Origin of the sequence: Neiella holothuriorum, assembly GCF_019457915.1 — a bacterium.
Lineage (GTDB): Bacteria > Pseudomonadota > Gammaproteobacteria > Enterobacterales > Neiellaceae > Neiella > Neiella holothuriorum.
The window spans coordinates 66,968-82,782 of sequence record NZ_JAHZSS010000022.1 but is presented as its reverse complement, the minus strand read 5'-3'; the positions used below and the strand labels follow the sequence as shown (position 1 = coordinate 82,782).

Annotated in this window: 11 protein-coding genes; 5 read left to right on the top strand and 6 right to left on the bottom strand. The window is 47.7% G+C overall.

Annotated elements, in window-relative coordinates:
- Positions 1–502 precede the first annotated feature (502 nt).
- Together K0504_RS15440 and K0504_RS15435 are read left to right on the top strand one after the other, a co-directional pair.
- The gene (locus K0504_RS15440; protein ID WP_220105051.1) at positions 503–1,570 is read left to right on the top strand and encodes an efflux RND transporter periplasmic adaptor subunit; all 1,068 of its coding nucleotides are present in this window, start codon (positions 503–505) and stop codon (positions 1,568–1,570) included.
- A complete protein-coding gene (locus tag K0504_RS15435; protein WP_220105050.1) occupies positions 1,567–4,686 on the top strand; it encodes an efflux RND transporter permease subunit in 3,120 nt (1,039 codons plus the stop codon). The genes K0504_RS15440 and K0504_RS15435 overlap by 4 nt, the downstream gene beginning before the upstream one ends.
- 459 nt (positions 4,687–5,145) lie before the next feature.
- Here K0504_RS15435 and sodB read toward each other — a convergent pair whose 3' ends face one another.
- A complete protein-coding gene (sodB, locus tag K0504_RS15430) occupies positions 5,146–5,727 on the bottom strand; it encodes a superoxide dismutase [Fe] (protein WP_220105049.1) in 582 nt (193 codons plus the stop codon).
- Positions 5,728–5,955: 228 nt separating this feature from the next.
- On the opposite strand from sodB, the gene K0504_RS15425 reads away from it, so the two are divergent.
- Together K0504_RS15425 and K0504_RS15420 are read left to right on the top strand one after the other, a co-directional pair.
- Positions 5,956–6,306 carry a Grx4 family monothiol glutaredoxin gene (locus K0504_RS15425; RefSeq protein WP_225918181.1) on the top strand — a complete coding sequence of 117 codons (351 nt, stop codon included), beginning with the start codon at positions 5,956–5,958 and terminating at the stop codon, positions 6,304–6,306.
- A gap of 98 nt (positions 6,307–6,404) precedes the next feature.
- Positions 6,405–7,010, top strand: a complete 606-nt coding sequence (locus K0504_RS15420) for a peroxiredoxin (protein WP_220105048.1) — start codon at positions 6,405–6,407, stop codon at positions 7,008–7,010.
- 75 nt (positions 7,011–7,085) lie between these two features.
- Here the strand turns inward: K0504_RS15420 and astB are convergent, their stop codons facing one another.
- Complete coding sequence (astB, locus tag K0504_RS15415; RefSeq protein WP_220105047.1) at positions 7,086–8,426, bottom strand: N-succinylarginine dihydrolase; 1,341 nt, start codon at positions 8,424–8,426, stop codon at positions 7,086–7,088.
- A 227-nt stretch (positions 8,427–8,653) separates the two neighbouring features.
- On the opposite strand from astB, the gene topA reads away from it, so the two are divergent.
- The gene (gene topA / locus K0504_RS15410) at positions 8,654–11,296 is read left to right on the top strand and encodes a type I DNA topoisomerase (RefSeq protein ID WP_220105046.1); all 2,643 of its coding nucleotides are present in this window, start codon (positions 8,654–8,656) and stop codon (positions 11,294–11,296) included.
- A 161-nt stretch (positions 11,297–11,457) separates the two neighbouring features.
- On the opposite strand, the gene K0504_RS15405 is transcribed toward topA, so the two are convergent.
- The 4 genes from K0504_RS15405 to K0504_RS15390 all read right to left on the bottom strand — a co-directional run bounded on the left by K0504_RS15405 (position 11,458) and on the right by K0504_RS15390 (position 15,753).
- The gene (locus tag K0504_RS15405; RefSeq protein WP_220105045.1) at positions 11,458–12,372 is read right to left on the bottom strand and encodes an aspartyl protease family protein; all 915 of its coding nucleotides are present in this window, start codon (positions 12,370–12,372) and stop codon (positions 11,458–11,460) included.
- 231 nt (positions 12,373–12,603) lie between these two features.
- A complete protein-coding gene (locus K0504_RS15400) occupies positions 12,604–13,368 on the bottom strand; it encodes a hypothetical protein (RefSeq protein ID WP_220105044.1) in 765 nt (254 codons plus the stop codon).
- A 68-nt stretch (positions 13,369–13,436) separates the two neighbouring features.
- Positions 13,437–14,165, bottom strand: coding sequence for a sensor histidine kinase (locus K0504_RS15395; protein ID WP_225918180.1), 729 nt, complete (start codon positions 14,163–14,165; stop codon positions 13,437–13,439).
- A 13-nt stretch (positions 14,166–14,178) separates the two neighbouring features.
- The gene (locus tag K0504_RS15390) at positions 14,179–15,753 is read right to left on the bottom strand and encodes a tetratricopeptide repeat-containing response regulator (RefSeq protein WP_225918179.1); all 1,575 of its coding nucleotides are present in this window, start codon (positions 15,751–15,753) and stop codon (positions 14,179–14,181) included.
- Between the last annotated feature and the right edge of the window lie 62 nt (positions 15,754–15,815).

The following is a 15,815-nucleotide window of genomic DNA, read 5'->3' as shown; positions in this document are numbered from 1 at the left end:
CAGGAGCGGCGATGTCCGAAGCGGGATGGACGGTATGCCGCGAGCACATGGATGTGCAGGAGCGGCGATGTCCGAAGCGGGATGGACGGTATGCCGCGGGCGCATGGATGTGCAGGAGCGGCTATGTCCGTAAATGGACCAGCGCCATTCAACAATTCAGCGCTATGCCACTAACTCATACTCGCCAGTCTCAAACCCTTGTTACAAGGCGCTCTTAGCAAACACTTTCATCGATCACTCATACAGAAAACAACCTGTACTTCATTGCCCTAGCGCAAATGAAAGAGGCTATCGTTGCGCGCATAGACTTAGTGGGGCGCTACAATAACTAGTGCCTGATGGCGCAAGCAGGTTATTAATAAAATTGAATTAAATGTTCAATTAATGAGAATGCAAACTATTTGCATGAAGTGCTAATATAGCCGAATCTCGCTGCTAGTGTTCAATTCCTTGCGCCGTGCTGCTTTGACTTATCGTAACTAGAATTGTTAGGAAGAGTACCGTGTTTAAAAAAATTCAAGTGTTAGTGATGTTTCTCGCTGTTGCTGCGCCGCTTGGGGCGGCAGAACGAGTCTCAGTCGATATTTACTACCCTAAATTTACGCCTACTCAACAAAAACTTATTTTGACCGGCGATGTAGAAGCAAAGCAGCACGCCGATCTTGCGCCGTTGCAGCACGGGGTCGTGAAATCTCTGTATGTTGATCAAGGCCAGCAAGTCACTGCGGGGCAAAAGTTACTTCAACTCGACAGCAAACTTGCCGAATTAGCACTGACTCAAGCAGAAGCAGAGTTAGCTGCCGGCAAAACTTCCCATCAAGAAGCCAAGCGCTTGTTTGAAGAAATGCTTGCGCTGTCGCATAAGCAGCTCGTCGCCCAGTCATTACTCGAAGAGCGCCGCGCAGTTGTTGCCCTTGCCGAAGCTGAATTATCGCGATTACAAGCCGGATTAGCGCTACAACGGGAAATCGTTGAACGCCATACCTTATATGCGCCTTTCGCTGGCGTCATCGCTGAACGGCATGTTGATGTTGGGGAGTGGGTGACCGTGCAAACGCGTGTATTCACACTCAGTGCTCAGCAAGATCTGCGGATAGCGCTAGAAATCCCTCAGGAATACTATGAGCGTTTAAGGCACGCAGAAAACGTTGACGTAAGCCTGCTCACGGATGCAGTTGATAGCGCGAATAGCCAGCTCAAGCTCAGTCAATTAGTCACCGTGGTTAATCAAAACAGTAGAACGCTGACGGCCTTGATCGACTTGCCGCGCGGTACTTCCTTATTGGCCGGCATGTCGGCGCAAGCTGAAATTGCTTTGCCGCTTACGACCGATAATTTGGTTTGGTTGCCTAAGTCAGCGTTAAAGCGCCACCCGGACGGTGGTACCAGTGTCTTTAGTGTTAACAATGAGCGGGTAAAACGTCATTTAGTACAGGTTGTCAAAAGTGAGCCGAGCAGAGTGGCGGTAAGAGGGGTTCCTGAAGGTCAGCCGGTCGCTATTCGCGGCGTCGAACTGTTAAACCAAAACATGTCGGTAGAGGTTAAACAAATCTCAGGTGATGCGCCATGATTCGTCATACCGTTCAACGCGGAACATTGGTGGCGGTTATTACCCTGATCATCACCATTTTGGGGATTGTTGCCGCGCTTAAAATTCCCGTTCAAATGATCCCCGATTTGGAAGTTCGGACGATCACGGTTCGTACTGGCTGGTCCGGTGCGACACCGCAAGATGTTGAAAAAGAAATTCTGATTGAACAAGAGCGATATCTACGTGGCTTAGCCAATCTCCAACGTATGATTTCGTATGCATCAATGGGGCGCGCCACTATTGAATTGGAATTTCCCTTTGGTGTGGATGCCAATGAGGCATTGATTCGGGTCAACAATGCCCTGAGTCAGGTGCCGGCCTACCCAGAAAATGTTGATCAGCCGCGGTTATATTCCAGCTCGTTTTCATCGAATGCATTTATGCATTACGTGTTGCGACCCACATCAGGAAACCCGCTTAATCTTGATGTTGATATGTTGTTCGACTTTGCCGATGACTACGTTCGGCCAAGGATGGAAAGCGTGCCTGGCGTGTCTGAAGTCGGGTTTCGTGGTGGTGCCCAGCGGCAAATTCAAATCAAAGTCGATGCGGTTAAATTAGCGCAGCGTGGTATTAGTCTAACCGAGCTACGAAGCGCCATTCGCGACCGCAACAAAGATACTTCTGCTGGTGACATCGAAAGTGGTAAAAGCCGTTACCTGATTCGGGTTATTGGTCGTTTTGATGAACTTCATGAACTTGAAAATCTCATTGTTAGCCGTAAAAACAATGCCAATATTTTGCTCAGGGATGTGGCGACGGTAAGCCTCGATCACTTCGAAGTTCGCTCGCTGTCTTATAACAATGGTGAACGCTCGTTAATGATGTCGGTGCGCCGAGAGAGTGGCTCTAACGTACTGGCCATCAAAGAACAAATGGTTGATGTTGTTGCGGATATTAATAAGCAATTACTCGCAAACAACGGGTTAGAGCTGGTTCTCACCAGTGACGATGTCAAGTACGTCCAAAGCTCGCTACGCAACGTGTGGGTGAATTTGGCATTGGGGGCGTTGTTGGCCACCTTGGTCATGTATTTTTTCCTTCGCTCTGGGCGAGCAACATTGGTTGGTGTGTTCGGGATCCCTGTGTGCACCATTGCGTCGTTTTTTGCGCTCATGGCGTTCGACCGCACCATTAATGTCATCTCCATGGCTGGTGTAGCGTTTGCGATTGGTATGACGGTCGACAACGCCATTGTCGTGCTGGAATCCATCATTCAAGCCAAGCGCAAAGGAGGCAGTAAGCTAGAAGCGGCCATTGCCGGTGTAAGCGATGTCTGGCCTGCGGTGTTGGCGTCAACTATGACCACTGTGTTGGTATTTGCCCCCATTCTGTTTGTCGAGCAAGAAGCTGGGCAGCTCTATTCTGATATTGCCATTGCCATTTCTGGCGCCATTATCGCGTCTATGTTGGTTGCAATTTTTGTGGTGCCCGTAGCATTAGCGCATTTGGGCAAACAAACTAACCCTCGCCGTAAACCACTGCAGTTGTCGCCACGGTGGTTGCGCTTGGCCGAGTGGTCAACGCACAGCCGCGCCCGTGCACAACTCACTGCTGGCGTTGCATTAGTGGCTATTTTAGGGGCTGCTTATGGTTTGATGCCAGCAGCTGAATATTTGCCTGAAGGGGAAGAGCCGAAAGCGTTCTCGCGGATGATTGCGCCGCCGAGCTATAACCTCAGTGAGATGAAGAAAATTGGCGAAGAGCTAAAAGTGTATTTTGATGGCATGGTCGAGGCTGATGAAGAAGACTTCTTGGCCGGCCGCACCAAGATGCCGCCATTAGACTATTACTCCATGTCGATTTCCGTTGGCCAAATTTGGTTTCTCAGTGCACCTGTCGATCCTGCTTATATCAATGACATGATGGCTGCTGTTACCGAAAAGTTTCGCAGCTACCCCGGTATGAGAGCATTTTCGTCGCGAGGCTCGATTATTTCAGGCAACGACGGGGGGACTCGAGCGGTTGCTATCGATATTGCCGGTAGTAATGTTGCCGATCTTTACCAAGCTGCCAATGCGATTTATCAACAAGCCAATGTTGTGTTTGATAACCCGCAAATCGATTCTGATCCACGCTCGTTGAGCCTCAATCAACCACTGATTGAAATTAAGCCCCGTTGGTCAAGGCTGGCAGAGCTTGGTTTTAGTAGTAGTGACTTTGGCTACGCGGTTGCGGCAATGAGTGATGGTGCTTATGTCGATGAATTTATCCTTGCCGATGATAAGGTCGACATGTTTATGTTCAGCGGAGCTGGCAACGAGCAAAGCATCAACCAATTAGCCGAAACGCCTTTGGCGACGCCGTCTGGTAGTGTTTTACCATTACACGCACTGGCTGATTTAACCAAGACCAACGATAGCAATTCGATACGTCGGGTGGATGGCAATAAAACCGTCACTGTGTACATTATTCCGCCGCGCGATGTGGCACTGGAAACTGCAGAGCAGCAAGTTCGCGAAGAACTATTACCCACGCTGTGGCGAGATAATAAAATTGCTCAAGGCATTCATATCAGCCTGACAGGCGCTGCGGATCAATTGGAGCAAACCCGATCTGCGCTATCGAGTAATTTTATAATTGCACTGGTGCTCAGTTATCTGTTGCTGGTTGCTATCTTTACCCACTGGCGTTATCCGCTATTTATTTTAGCGACGGTGCCGCTTGGCATGGCAGGTGGTCTACTGGGATTAGTACTGGTTAACGGCATTAATGGTGTTATTGCTAAGTTAGGCCTGCCAAGCTACCAGCAACCGTTCGATATGATCACCATGCTAGGGTTTCTTATTTTGCTTGGAACCGTGGTGAACAACCCTATTTTGATTGTTGATCAAACGCGTAAAAACATTATCGAACAAGGCATGAAAGTGAAAGCGGCTGTACTGCAAGCGGTGCAAAAGCGTTTGAAGCCAATTTTGATGTCTAGCGCGACCACTATTTTTGGTTTGGCGCCGTTGGTGTTGATTCCTGGGGAAGGCACTGAGCTATACCGCGGTGTTGGTGTGATTGTTTTATGCGGTATTTTCGTGTCCACCTTCCTGAGCCTGAGCTTTTTACCGGCGTTATTAGTTGCGGTGCTCAAAGACCGCGATTGAGCCCCATAATATTGTGTGAGTGGTGATGCTTTGGTTTATTGCGTATCACCGCTCATACATTTTCTGTTCTTAATATGCTTCCTCGGCATACCGTCCATCCTTGGCATCGCCGCTCTTACGCATCCATGCGTCCGCGGCATACTGTCCATCCTTGGACATCGCCGCTCTTACGCATCCATGCGTCCGCGGCATACTGTCCATCCTTGGACATCGCCGTTAATTGCTCCTGCATTACCGGCATACCGTCCATCCTTGGACATCGCCGTTAATTGCTCCTGCATTACCGGCGTACCGTCCATCCTTGGACATCGCCGTTAATTGCTCCTGCATTACCGGCGTACCGTCCATCCTTGGACATCGCCGCTCTTACGCATCCATGCGTCCGCGGCATACCGTCCATCCCTGGACATAAAAAAAGCCGCTCGATGAGCGGCTTTATGAATGAAAGTAACTTGCTAATTAAACGAAGTTTTCTGCTGCGAAGTCCCAGTTGGCCAACTTCCAGAAGGCTTCCATGTAGCTTGGGCGCAGGTTGCGGAAATCGATGTAGTAGGCGTGCTCCCACAAATCGACTGTCAGCACTGGCGTAACACCGTCTTCGGTTAGCGGCGTCGCTGCGTTTGAGGTGTTCACAATGGCTAACGAGCCATCTGCTTTTTTAACTAACCAAGTCCAGCTAGAGCCGAAGTTGTTAATCGCGCTATCGGTGAATTTTGCTTTGAATTCTTCAAATGAACCAAATGCAGCATTGATAGCTTCTGCCAATGCACCAGTAGGCTCACCGCCACCATTTGGGCTCAGGCAATGCCAGTAAAAAGTGTGGTTCCAGATTTGCGCTGCGTTGTTAAAAATGCCACCGCTAGAGGTTTTCACAACCTCCTCCAGGCTCTTACCTTCGTACTCCGTACCAGGCACAAGACCGTTTAGCTTAACCACGTAAGTGTTGTGGTGTTTGCCATAGTGATACTCTAAAGTTTCTTTAGAAATCAACGGCTCTAGTGCATCTTTCTCGTAAGGTAGAGCGGGTAATTCAAATGCCATAATGTCCAGTCTCCATGGGCAGGGCTAGCGCCCTTTTGTAATGATTTTTTTTGTGTGCTTCTTATTCTAACGGGAATTCGCAAAGTGAAAAGCTACATTTAGTTATTTTTGAATGTCTCTACCTATCAAACTAATAGGCAAAAACCACTCCAACTGTCGGTTTGATTCGCTACACTTGCTGCGTACAATAATGCCTCTGAATAAATTCAAAGGCCAATAGAGAATATTATGGAAACGCTGGAACGTATCAAGAAGCAAATCGCTGAAAACCCAATTTTGCTATACATGAAAGGCTCACCAAAATTACCGAGCTGTGGTTTTTCCTCTCAAGCATCGCAAGTATTGATGCAGTGCGGTGAGCGTTTTGCCTACGTTGATATTTTGCAAAACCCTGATATCCGCGCGGAGCTGCCAGCCTATGCTAACTGGCCAACATTCCCGCAGTTATGGATTGAGGGCGAGTTGATTGGTGGTTGTGACATCATTATTGAGATGTTCCAACAAGGCGAATTGCAGCCAATGATTAAAGAAACTGCTGCCAAATTTGCCGATCAAGAAAGTGATTCAGCGCCAGAATAATACTGAATGCACTGGCCAGTAGGGCGAGTGTAAGCGAAATCTGAACCATGGCATCTGATCCAACGGGGATCGGAGCCGGATAAAAAATGGAGAAAAACATGGCTGTTTTAGTTGGACGTCCTGCCCCTGACTTTACTGCTGCTGCGGTACTTGGCAATGGTGAAATCGTTGATAGCTTCAATTTCAAAGAGTACACAGCTGGTTCAAAGGTTGTAGTGTTCTTTTACCCATTGGACTTCACGTTTGTTTGTCCTTCTGAGTTGATCGCGTTCGATCACCGCATTGAAGAGTTTGAAAAGCGTGGCGTTAAAGTGATCGGTGTTTCGATTGACTCTCACTTCTCTCACAACGCATGGCGTAACACCGCAGTTGAAGACGGCGGTATTGGCGCGGTTAAATACCCACTCGTAGCTGATATCAAGCATGAAATCTGCCAAGCATATGACGTTGAGCACCCAGAAGCTGGCGTTGCGTTCCGTGGTTCGTTCTTGATTGATTCTGATGGCCTCGTTCGTCACCAAGTCGTGAATGATTTGCCGCTGGGCCGTAACATCGATGAGATGTTGCGTATGGTTGATGCGCTTAACTTCCACGAGAAAGAAGGCGAAGTTTGCCCAGCACAGTGGGAAGAAGGTAAAAAAGGTATGGATGCGTCACCAGAAGGTGTTGCTAAGTACTTATCTGAGAATGCTGAAGAGCTGTAATCGCAAGATTATCTCAATAGAAAAAAACCGGAGCTTAGCTCCGGTTTTTTTATGCCTAAATGCAACAACTTACAGTTAGCTTTGCTGAAACGGGTAAATCGATCCGAGTTGCAATAAACGGCTCAATTCATCCAGTGCCGTATGACATTCTTGAATGAAGGCCGTATCGGCTAAATCTGCGACATCAACACGATCACGGTAATGTTCTTTCACCCAGCCTTCGAGCGCGGTGATTTTTGCCTCATCCATAATACAAGCTTGGTTTACCGCGGCTTGTTCCTGCTCACTCAAAACCACGCGTAAACGCAGGCAAGCAGGGCCTCCGCCATTTCTCATGCTCTGTTTCACATCAATGTATTCAACTTGCTGAATTGACGAGCTGTGCGTGACCAAGTCAGACAAGTAACGATGTACAGAATCGGTTTGCTCACATTCGGTGGGCGCAACTAACGCCATATGGTCGCCCACACTAATCAGCTGGGTGTTAAATAAATAGCTTGAAATTGCGTCTTGTAATGGCACTTGTGCCGTGGCGACTTTAATGAAATCTAAAGTGCCAAACGGATCGAATGCTTGCTGCAGATCCGCCAGTGTTTTTGCTTCGTCTGCAAAGGCTAATTCGTGATAAAACAACGCATTGCCGTTACCAACAGAGATAACGTCATTGTGAAATACGCCGGCATCAATGGCGGCAGGATTTTGCTGTGCAAACACGGTTTGTGATGGAGCTAAACCGTGGCGGCGCGCAATCGCCTGACTGGCTTCCAATGTTTGCCGAGCAGGGTATTTTTGCGGCTGTGGCTGACGGCTATCAAATGCAGCTTTGCCATACACAAAAAACTCAACGCCAGCTTCACCGTAACGATTACAAAAACGGGTGTGGTTAGCTGCACCCTCATCACCAAAATGATCGCTCATAGGCAACGCATGGTGATGGCTGAAATGTTGCTCTGAGGGGAATACGCGGCGCAGCAATGACTCTGTGAACGGATGTTCTAATGAGCGGTGAAACTTATTAATCAAGTTTGCCGGGCTGAAGTGAACTTTCGCGTCTGCGGTGTCGGCACTCGGCGAAACCGTTGCGGCATTGGCTGTCCACATGGAAGAGGCAGACACACAGGCATTGAATATGGCGGGGGCTTGTTGTTGGGCCGTCGTCAGCACATTGTCATCAGAGCCACTAAAACCTAAAGAGCGCAGCGCTTGAACATGGGGGCGCTGCTGAGGGGCAAGCACGCCCTGCGGAATGCCTAACGCCATTAGTTTGCGCATTTTCTGCAAACCCTGTAGCGCGGCTTGTTGCGGATTTGATGGGCTGTTAGCATTGCCGGTAGAGGCAACATTGCCAAACGACAAGCCTGCATAGTTGTGATTAGGACCGACGAGTCCGTCAAAATTAAATTCTTGGTGGTTCATTACTACTGCCTGTGAAGCCTGCATCTTGGCTTTTTAAGTGCGTGACTGCTGGTTGTTTTACAGGTTTCTACAAGGCCGATCAACTGACGATTGACTCGTTTTCAAATCAATTTTTTTGAGAAAAATGTGCAATGAAAAGTTGACAGCCTTGCATCTGCTCCGTTATGCCTCTATATATACGCTTCTTTTTCCGCCGCTTATCGTTTTAAAGGACAGCAGTAATCTTTATGGGAAAATCGCTGGTCATCGTGGAGTCGCCTGCCAAGGCTAAGACTATCAACAAATATTTAGGCAAGGACTATGTGGTCAAGTCCAGCGTCGGTCACATCCGTGATTTGCCGACTGGTTCGCGCACCACATCGTCAACGAGCCGCAAGCGCACCTCAACTGCTGGCATGAGCGCCGAGCAAAAGGCCAAGCTCAAAAAGCAGAAAGAGCAGAAAGCTCTGGTTGCACGTATGGGGGTTGATCCATTGCATGGTTGGCAAGCCAACTATGAAGTCCTTCCTGGCAAAGAAAAAGTAGTCAATGAATTAAAAACGCTTGCTGCTAAAGCCGACCACATCTATCTCGCAACCGATTTGGATCGCGAGGGAGAAGCCATTGCTTGGCATTTGCAGGAAGTTATTGGTGGCGATCCTGACCGGTACCAGCGGGTGGTGTTTAACGAAATCACCAAATCTGCGATTCAGGAAGCCTTTTCCAAACCAGCCCTTCTGAATACCGACCGTGTCAACGCTCAGCAAGCACGTCGCTTCCTCGACCGAGTCGTTGGCTTTATGGTTTCGCCACTGCTGTGGAAAAAGGTTGCGCGCGGATTGTCTGCCGGCCGAGTTCAATCGGTGGCGGTGCGGTTAGTGGTCGAGCGGGAACGCGATATTAAAGCGTTTGTGCCGGAAGAATTTTGGCGCATTCATGCTGACTTGTCGGTGAGTGGCGATCAATTCCGCGCCGAGTTACAGCGTTATGCCGGTAAAGCATTCAAAGCCGTTAATGAAACGCAGGCTAACGCGGCGGTCGCGGCCATTAATGCGTCGGACTTTGTCGTTGCGGATCGGGAAACTAAGCCAAGTCGTTCACGACCTTCGGCACCATTTATTACCTCGACGTTGCAGCAAGCGGCGAGTACCCGTTTAGGGTTTGGCGTTAAAAAGACCATGATGTTGGCTCAGCGCCTTTATGAAGCTGGCCACATTACCTATATGCGTACGGATTCGACCAACTTAAGTCAGCAAGCCGTGAGCGCCTGTCGCGATTACATTAGCGATAACTTCGGCAGCAAGTATTTGCCGCAAGCTGCAAATGTTTACGGCAGTAAAGAAAATGCACAAGAAGCTCACGAAGCTATTCGGCCTTCTGAGGTTAATCTAGTTGCATCCCAGCTGTCTGGTATGGAACGTGATGCTGAACGCCTGTACGAGCTGATTTGGAAGCAATTCGTGGCTTGTCAGATGGTACCTGCAGAATATGATGCGACCAAACTGACCGTAAATGCTGGCGACTATGAATTCCGAGCAACCGGCCGGACATTGAAATTTGATGGTTGGACGCGTGTGCTGGCGCCGTTGGTTCGTAAAGCTGAAGACGAAATTATTTTGCCTGCAGTCACTAAAGGCCAAACGCTTAACAAAGATAAGCTAGAGCAAAAGCAGCACTTTACCAAGCCACCAGCTCGCTTCAGTGAAGCGTCTTTGGTTAAAGAACTGGAAAAGCGTGGTATTGGTCGTCCGTCGACTTATGCCAGTATTATTTCGACCATTCAGGATCGCGGCTACGTGCGTTTAGAAACGCGCCGTTTTTATGCTGAGAAGATGGGCGAGATTGTCACCGATCGCTTGCTACAGAATTTCGATGACTTGATGAGCTACGACTTTACCGCTCAAATGGAAAGCACACTCGATCAGGTTGCTTCCGGTGAACAACACTGGCTGGATGTTCTTGATGTCTTCTTTAGCGATTTTTCTGGCAAGCTCGAAACCGCAGAATTACCAGCCGAAGAAGGCGGAATGTCTGATAACCAAATGGTGATGACCGACATTCCATGCTCAAGCTGTGAGCGTCCAATGGGCATTCGTACAGCTCGAACCGGTGTATTCCTTGGTTGTTCGGGTTACGCTTTACCGCCAAAAGAACGCTGTAATAACACCATGAACCTGACATCTGGTGATGAAGCAGAGTCGGCGTTGGAATCCGAAACTGAGTCGTTGATGGCGAAGCATCGTTGCCCGAAATGTGGCACGGCGATGGACAGCTACTTGATTGACACTGAGCGCAAATTACATGTGTGTGGCAACAACCCACGCTGTGATGGCTTTGTGGTTGAGAAGGGCGAATTTAAGATTAAAGGTTATGACGGCCCATTAATCGAGTGTGACCGCTGTGAATCTGACATGCAGTTACGTTCAGGCCGTTTTGGTAAGTACTTTGCCTGTACCAGCGAAACCTGTAAAAACACGCGTAAACTGCTTAAAAATGGCGAAGCTGCGCCACCGAAAGAAGATCCGGTGATGCTGCCAGAGCTGAAGTGTGACAAGTCGGATGCGCACTTTGTATTGCGAGACGGCGCTGCCGGTATTTTTATGGCGGCCAGCACTTTCCCTAAATCGCGCGAGACTCGTGCTCCGTTGGTGAAGGAATTAGCACGTTTCCGAGATCGCATCTCACCGAAGTTCTATTACCTGGCTGATGCGCCCGCAACTGATCCGGACGGTAATGTTGCCATGGTGCGCTTTAGCCGTAAGAACAAAGAGCAGTATGTGATGAGCGAAGTGGAAGGCAAGGCGACCGGTTGGGTTGCCCACTACCGCGACAACAAGTGGGTTGAAGAGCAAACCAAAGCCAAGAAAAAGGCGCCTGCTAAAAAGAAATAACTCACCTGATTCACGATAAAAAAAGCCGCTATTAAGCGGCTTTTTTGTTGGGCGCTTCGGTGAGCTAGTGAAACAAATTAGCATCTGTTGACTGGTGTAGACATAGCTCTGGAATATTCAGCGTGAAATAGCGCCTTCAATTTAGCCTGCTCCTAGGTTTATTAGAGTGTGCTTCTAACGTGCAGTTTGTGATTGTTGAAGTCTAGATAAGCTTCCAAACGTTTCAGGTCAAATAGACCGATGACGCCAATCACTTCTGTCGAAAACGATTGGTTTTTAATTGCAGAAGACAGAGGTACCGCAAATAGTTTTTCGAAACGTATTGTTGTGCCGTTCATCTCAATATTCGTTGGCTTGACGCGACGTACCGAAAGTTTTTTACCGTTGATATCCGACGTGTAAGCGCCCGGCAACACGCTTGACTCAAGCTTCAAGTTATCCAGCGCTTCACTATTAATGATGCTGTAGTCGGCGCCTGAGTCGATGATTAAGCCGACTTTTTTACCTTGCATGGTGACTTCCAAATACATCATGCCTAACGATGAGCTATTCACGTCAATGGCTGTGTTCTGGGAGTTAGAAGACTGCGCTTTACGCCGATCGCTTAGCACGATGTTATCTGGAGAAAACTGCATGCCAGCTCTTAACTCTTTAATCGTATCGATGCCAATAATGCCTATCAATTCGTCGGCGGGCAGAACGTTCCTATGAACGCTGATAAACCTATTGTTTAAGCTCTCACCGGCGACACTAAAGCTGCTGACTTCGATGGAAAGGTTATCGATATGAGTTGATTGATCACCAATTCCCCAACCTTTATCAATCGATAATGCTTTGTACTTTCCAATTCTAGGAAGGTATTTCTGATCTAAAACACTTCCTGATGAGCCGGTGTCAACAAGCATTTTTCCGCTAAAGTCGTTGATGCTGGTATCTAACCAAAGACGCCCTGTATCCGTCTGATTGATCAAGATGTCTTCGGATTTCACATCATCAGCATTCACCGCTCCGACATAGATTAATGAAGCGGCAATACTCCAAAGCGTCAATAGTAAATCTTTAGGTTTCAACATCATCAGACTCCTAGCCTTTATCGAATGACTACTGTGCTTTAGCAAAGTGGGTAAGGGGGTATCAAAATAACCAAGGCGTAAAAAGATTACTAGCTCAACCCGAGTTGGTAACAGCGCAAGCTTGCTCTGCGGCCTGCTTAACTGCGAGTTAAATTGGCAACGGAACTTACTGACCAAATAACAAAAAACGGGCCGTTGGGCCCGTTTTTATAAACGCTAATGGCAGCGAAGTGCTTACCATTTTTTCTTGTTGAAAATGAGATCATCTTCATCAGATTTGCGTTTAAGTTTTTCTTGATTTTCTTCTTCAACTTTACGGGTGATGGCATCAAGTTGGCTACGTATGCCATTAATTTGCTCGATTTTACCCGCAATGTACTCATCAGGAACAGTCACGTTGGCGATGACGGTTTCTGCTTTATCCAACATTTGGCGGCAAGAGCCGTGCTGTTTAGTCAACAACGAAGACGTTGCGCGCGACATCAGGTTTTCGAGATTAATACGAATCAACAAACGGTCGATGCGTTTTTCTTCTTCAACAAAAATCGATGGTGAAACCAAACCTTTATTATGCTCAGCCCGAATGAGTAGACGTAGTTTCTTCAGGCCTTGCAGCAATGCGATGGCATGCTGTTCATTATCGGGTACTTGAAATGAGCGTTCAGATATTTCTGAGTAGCCCTTATCGACATTCGATAATTGATTATTAATGTCTTTCAAGCGCCTATTTACATCGTCGGACGACTGTACTTTTTGCCAAGCTTGCAGCGCATTGGCAACCCGCGCCATAAGCACGCGCATTAACTGCTTGCTCATTGGCATTTTGCTGCTGAGCAAAATGACGTCTTCGGTTTCGTCGATGATAGCTTTTTGACGTGCTACTTCGGTACGGCGCTCGGCATTTTGGCGTTCCTTCTGCTGTTGCATCACGTTGACGATGATGACAAGAAATACGAGCGCTACGATCAGCGCTACAATGATGATTGCCGTACCAGTCATTTGGCCATTATCCTGTTCGTTAACTAATTAATAATTCACAATTCTGTACTGTATCGAAAAGCAGCTCTTTAGGGTAGCGTTAATGTAAACACGCTACCGCCATATTGACCGCCATTGGCAAGTTTGATGTCACCATGAACTGACTTGTTTTTGTGAGAGCTGGCGATTAAACCGGCAAAATACAAACCTAAACCGGTGCGCCCGCTCTTGACGTCAAATGACTGTGTTTCGCGATCGACCCGAAACTGCAGCATGTTTTCAGGGTAACCCGGACCATCATCTTCCAATGTGATATTCAACAAGCCTTGCTGACAAACTTGGGCTCGAATCATTAAACGCTTATCACAGTAACGCAACGCATTATTAACGACATCGGTTAACAAGTTATTGATCAAGTCGCCATCTAAATACCATACCAAGTCAGGATCAACGTCAGTTTCGATTTCGATGCCTTTGCTCTCGAGATACAAACTGTTTTTGACAATTAACTCTTCAACCAAATCAGAAACAAAATATTCTTCAATGGTTAGCGGCAAGCGATCGCGCTCCATGCGGTATAAGCCGAGTAGTTGCATTAGATTGGTGTTCACGCGATAGGCTTCGTAGTGAAGTTTCGCCAACTCTTGTTGCTGATCGGCCGGTAAATCATTGTTGTCGGCCAATTGTTCAATCGATTGCAACAACATAAACAAGCTGTTTTTCATGTCGTGGACGCAAGCGGCGAGCACCGTTGAAAAATCAAGTTGTTGCGGTGTTGCTGTAGGTGAGGGCGACATTTGGTCCGATAGCTCCGACATCACATATTCCTAATTACAACTGATGGATTTTAGCTTTAAGCATCTGATAACGCTTATATCTTGGATTATTTGGCTGCAAAAATCGTTGTTGGTTCAACAATCTTGTGCACTCATCCCGAACTTTTAACCGATCTGTACCGGGTGGCAAGTGTTTTAACAAGGCTTGCACCAGGTTTAGTGTAATTGCAGTGCTGTCGGCATTGTCACTTAATGCATCCCGAAAGCTGTCGATCGCAGTGATGTAGTCGCCCATTTCATATTGCTTAATGCCACGAACATTACTGGCGCTCTGAGCAGCTTGTTGCTCTCGGGCTTGGTGTTGTTGGCGCGACGCCTTCAACTGTTGCTCAATGTGTTGCTGATGCTCCGACATTTTCGCTTCAGTGAGCGTTTGTTGCAGCATCTTGATGGTTAGCTCATCTTGGTGCTGCATCATCTCCGGCGCGTCTTCGAACACCTGAGTGAGTAATTTTTCCGCCACTTTGGCATCGCCTTGAGTTAAAGCGAGCTGAGCTTGCAATATGGTGCTCTGTTGTCGCAATCGGTCATCATGTTTAGCGGCGCGAGTAAAGCGTGTTAGTTGCTCTTGAGTTTCGGCAACCATGCGCCGCCGCTCCACTCCTGTCGCATCGCCAGAGTACGCCACAAGGGTATTGAGGTACCTGACGTTATCGTCAGGATCGGCTTGCACCGAATGAGCGCCGAGTTCATGGATTTGACGTAAGGCTCTTAATTCAACTTGCTTGTCGTTACATTGAGCAGCAACCGAGGCGGCCATTCGTTGTCGTTTAATCGAGCGGGGGGAAATATGAACGGCTTGCTTGATGAAGTCGTAAGCTTGCCGGTAATCATGTTTGGCAACGTAGCATTGAGCAATCAGATCGATGGCATCGATCGCGCGAGGGTTATCGGATAAAACTTGCTGTGCGGCGTCAATACACGCATCGAACTCGTTGAGCATAAATAAACTTTGGGCTAACCCCTGCAATGCCCAGAGCGAAGCGCGAACTTCGATCATCTGCAAATAGATCGTTTTAGCGTCGGCTGGTTTATCTTGCCGCAATAAAATTTCTGCTAGTAATCGATAGCACTGGCCACGGTAGCGGCTTTTTTGTTTTATATGATGAGCGCAGCGTTGGCGTGCTAAGTTGTAGTCATGTTGGCCAAGCGCTTTATAAACGTCGCTTAGCTCACTTTTTTGTTCAAGCAAGCGTTTGAGGCGAGTCTTTAAATTGGCTTTGTTAATTGGCTTGGATAGGTAATCGTCTGGGCGGAATTCGAGGGCACCCATGACCATGCTGAGTGACGTTTCAGCAGTAATAAGAACGAATATGGTGTCTGGACTCAACCAGCCGCGTAGACTTATTTCTTCGAGAACTTGTTGGCCGTTCTGATGTTCGCCTAAATTATAATCACACAGTACAATTTGATGGCGCGATTGCTGGTACAAGCTGACGGCTTCTTCACCACTTTTGGCTAAGTCGACGCTGGCGCAACCAAATCCATCTACCATTGAACGAAGTGACAAGCGAAATTCCGCAAAGTCATCAACGATAAGTACCTTTTTTTGACTAAATAAGTCGTACATGTAATTAAATTAAGATTCCAATGACTTGGAGAAAAGGATACGGTTTCATACATTCAGTCTAA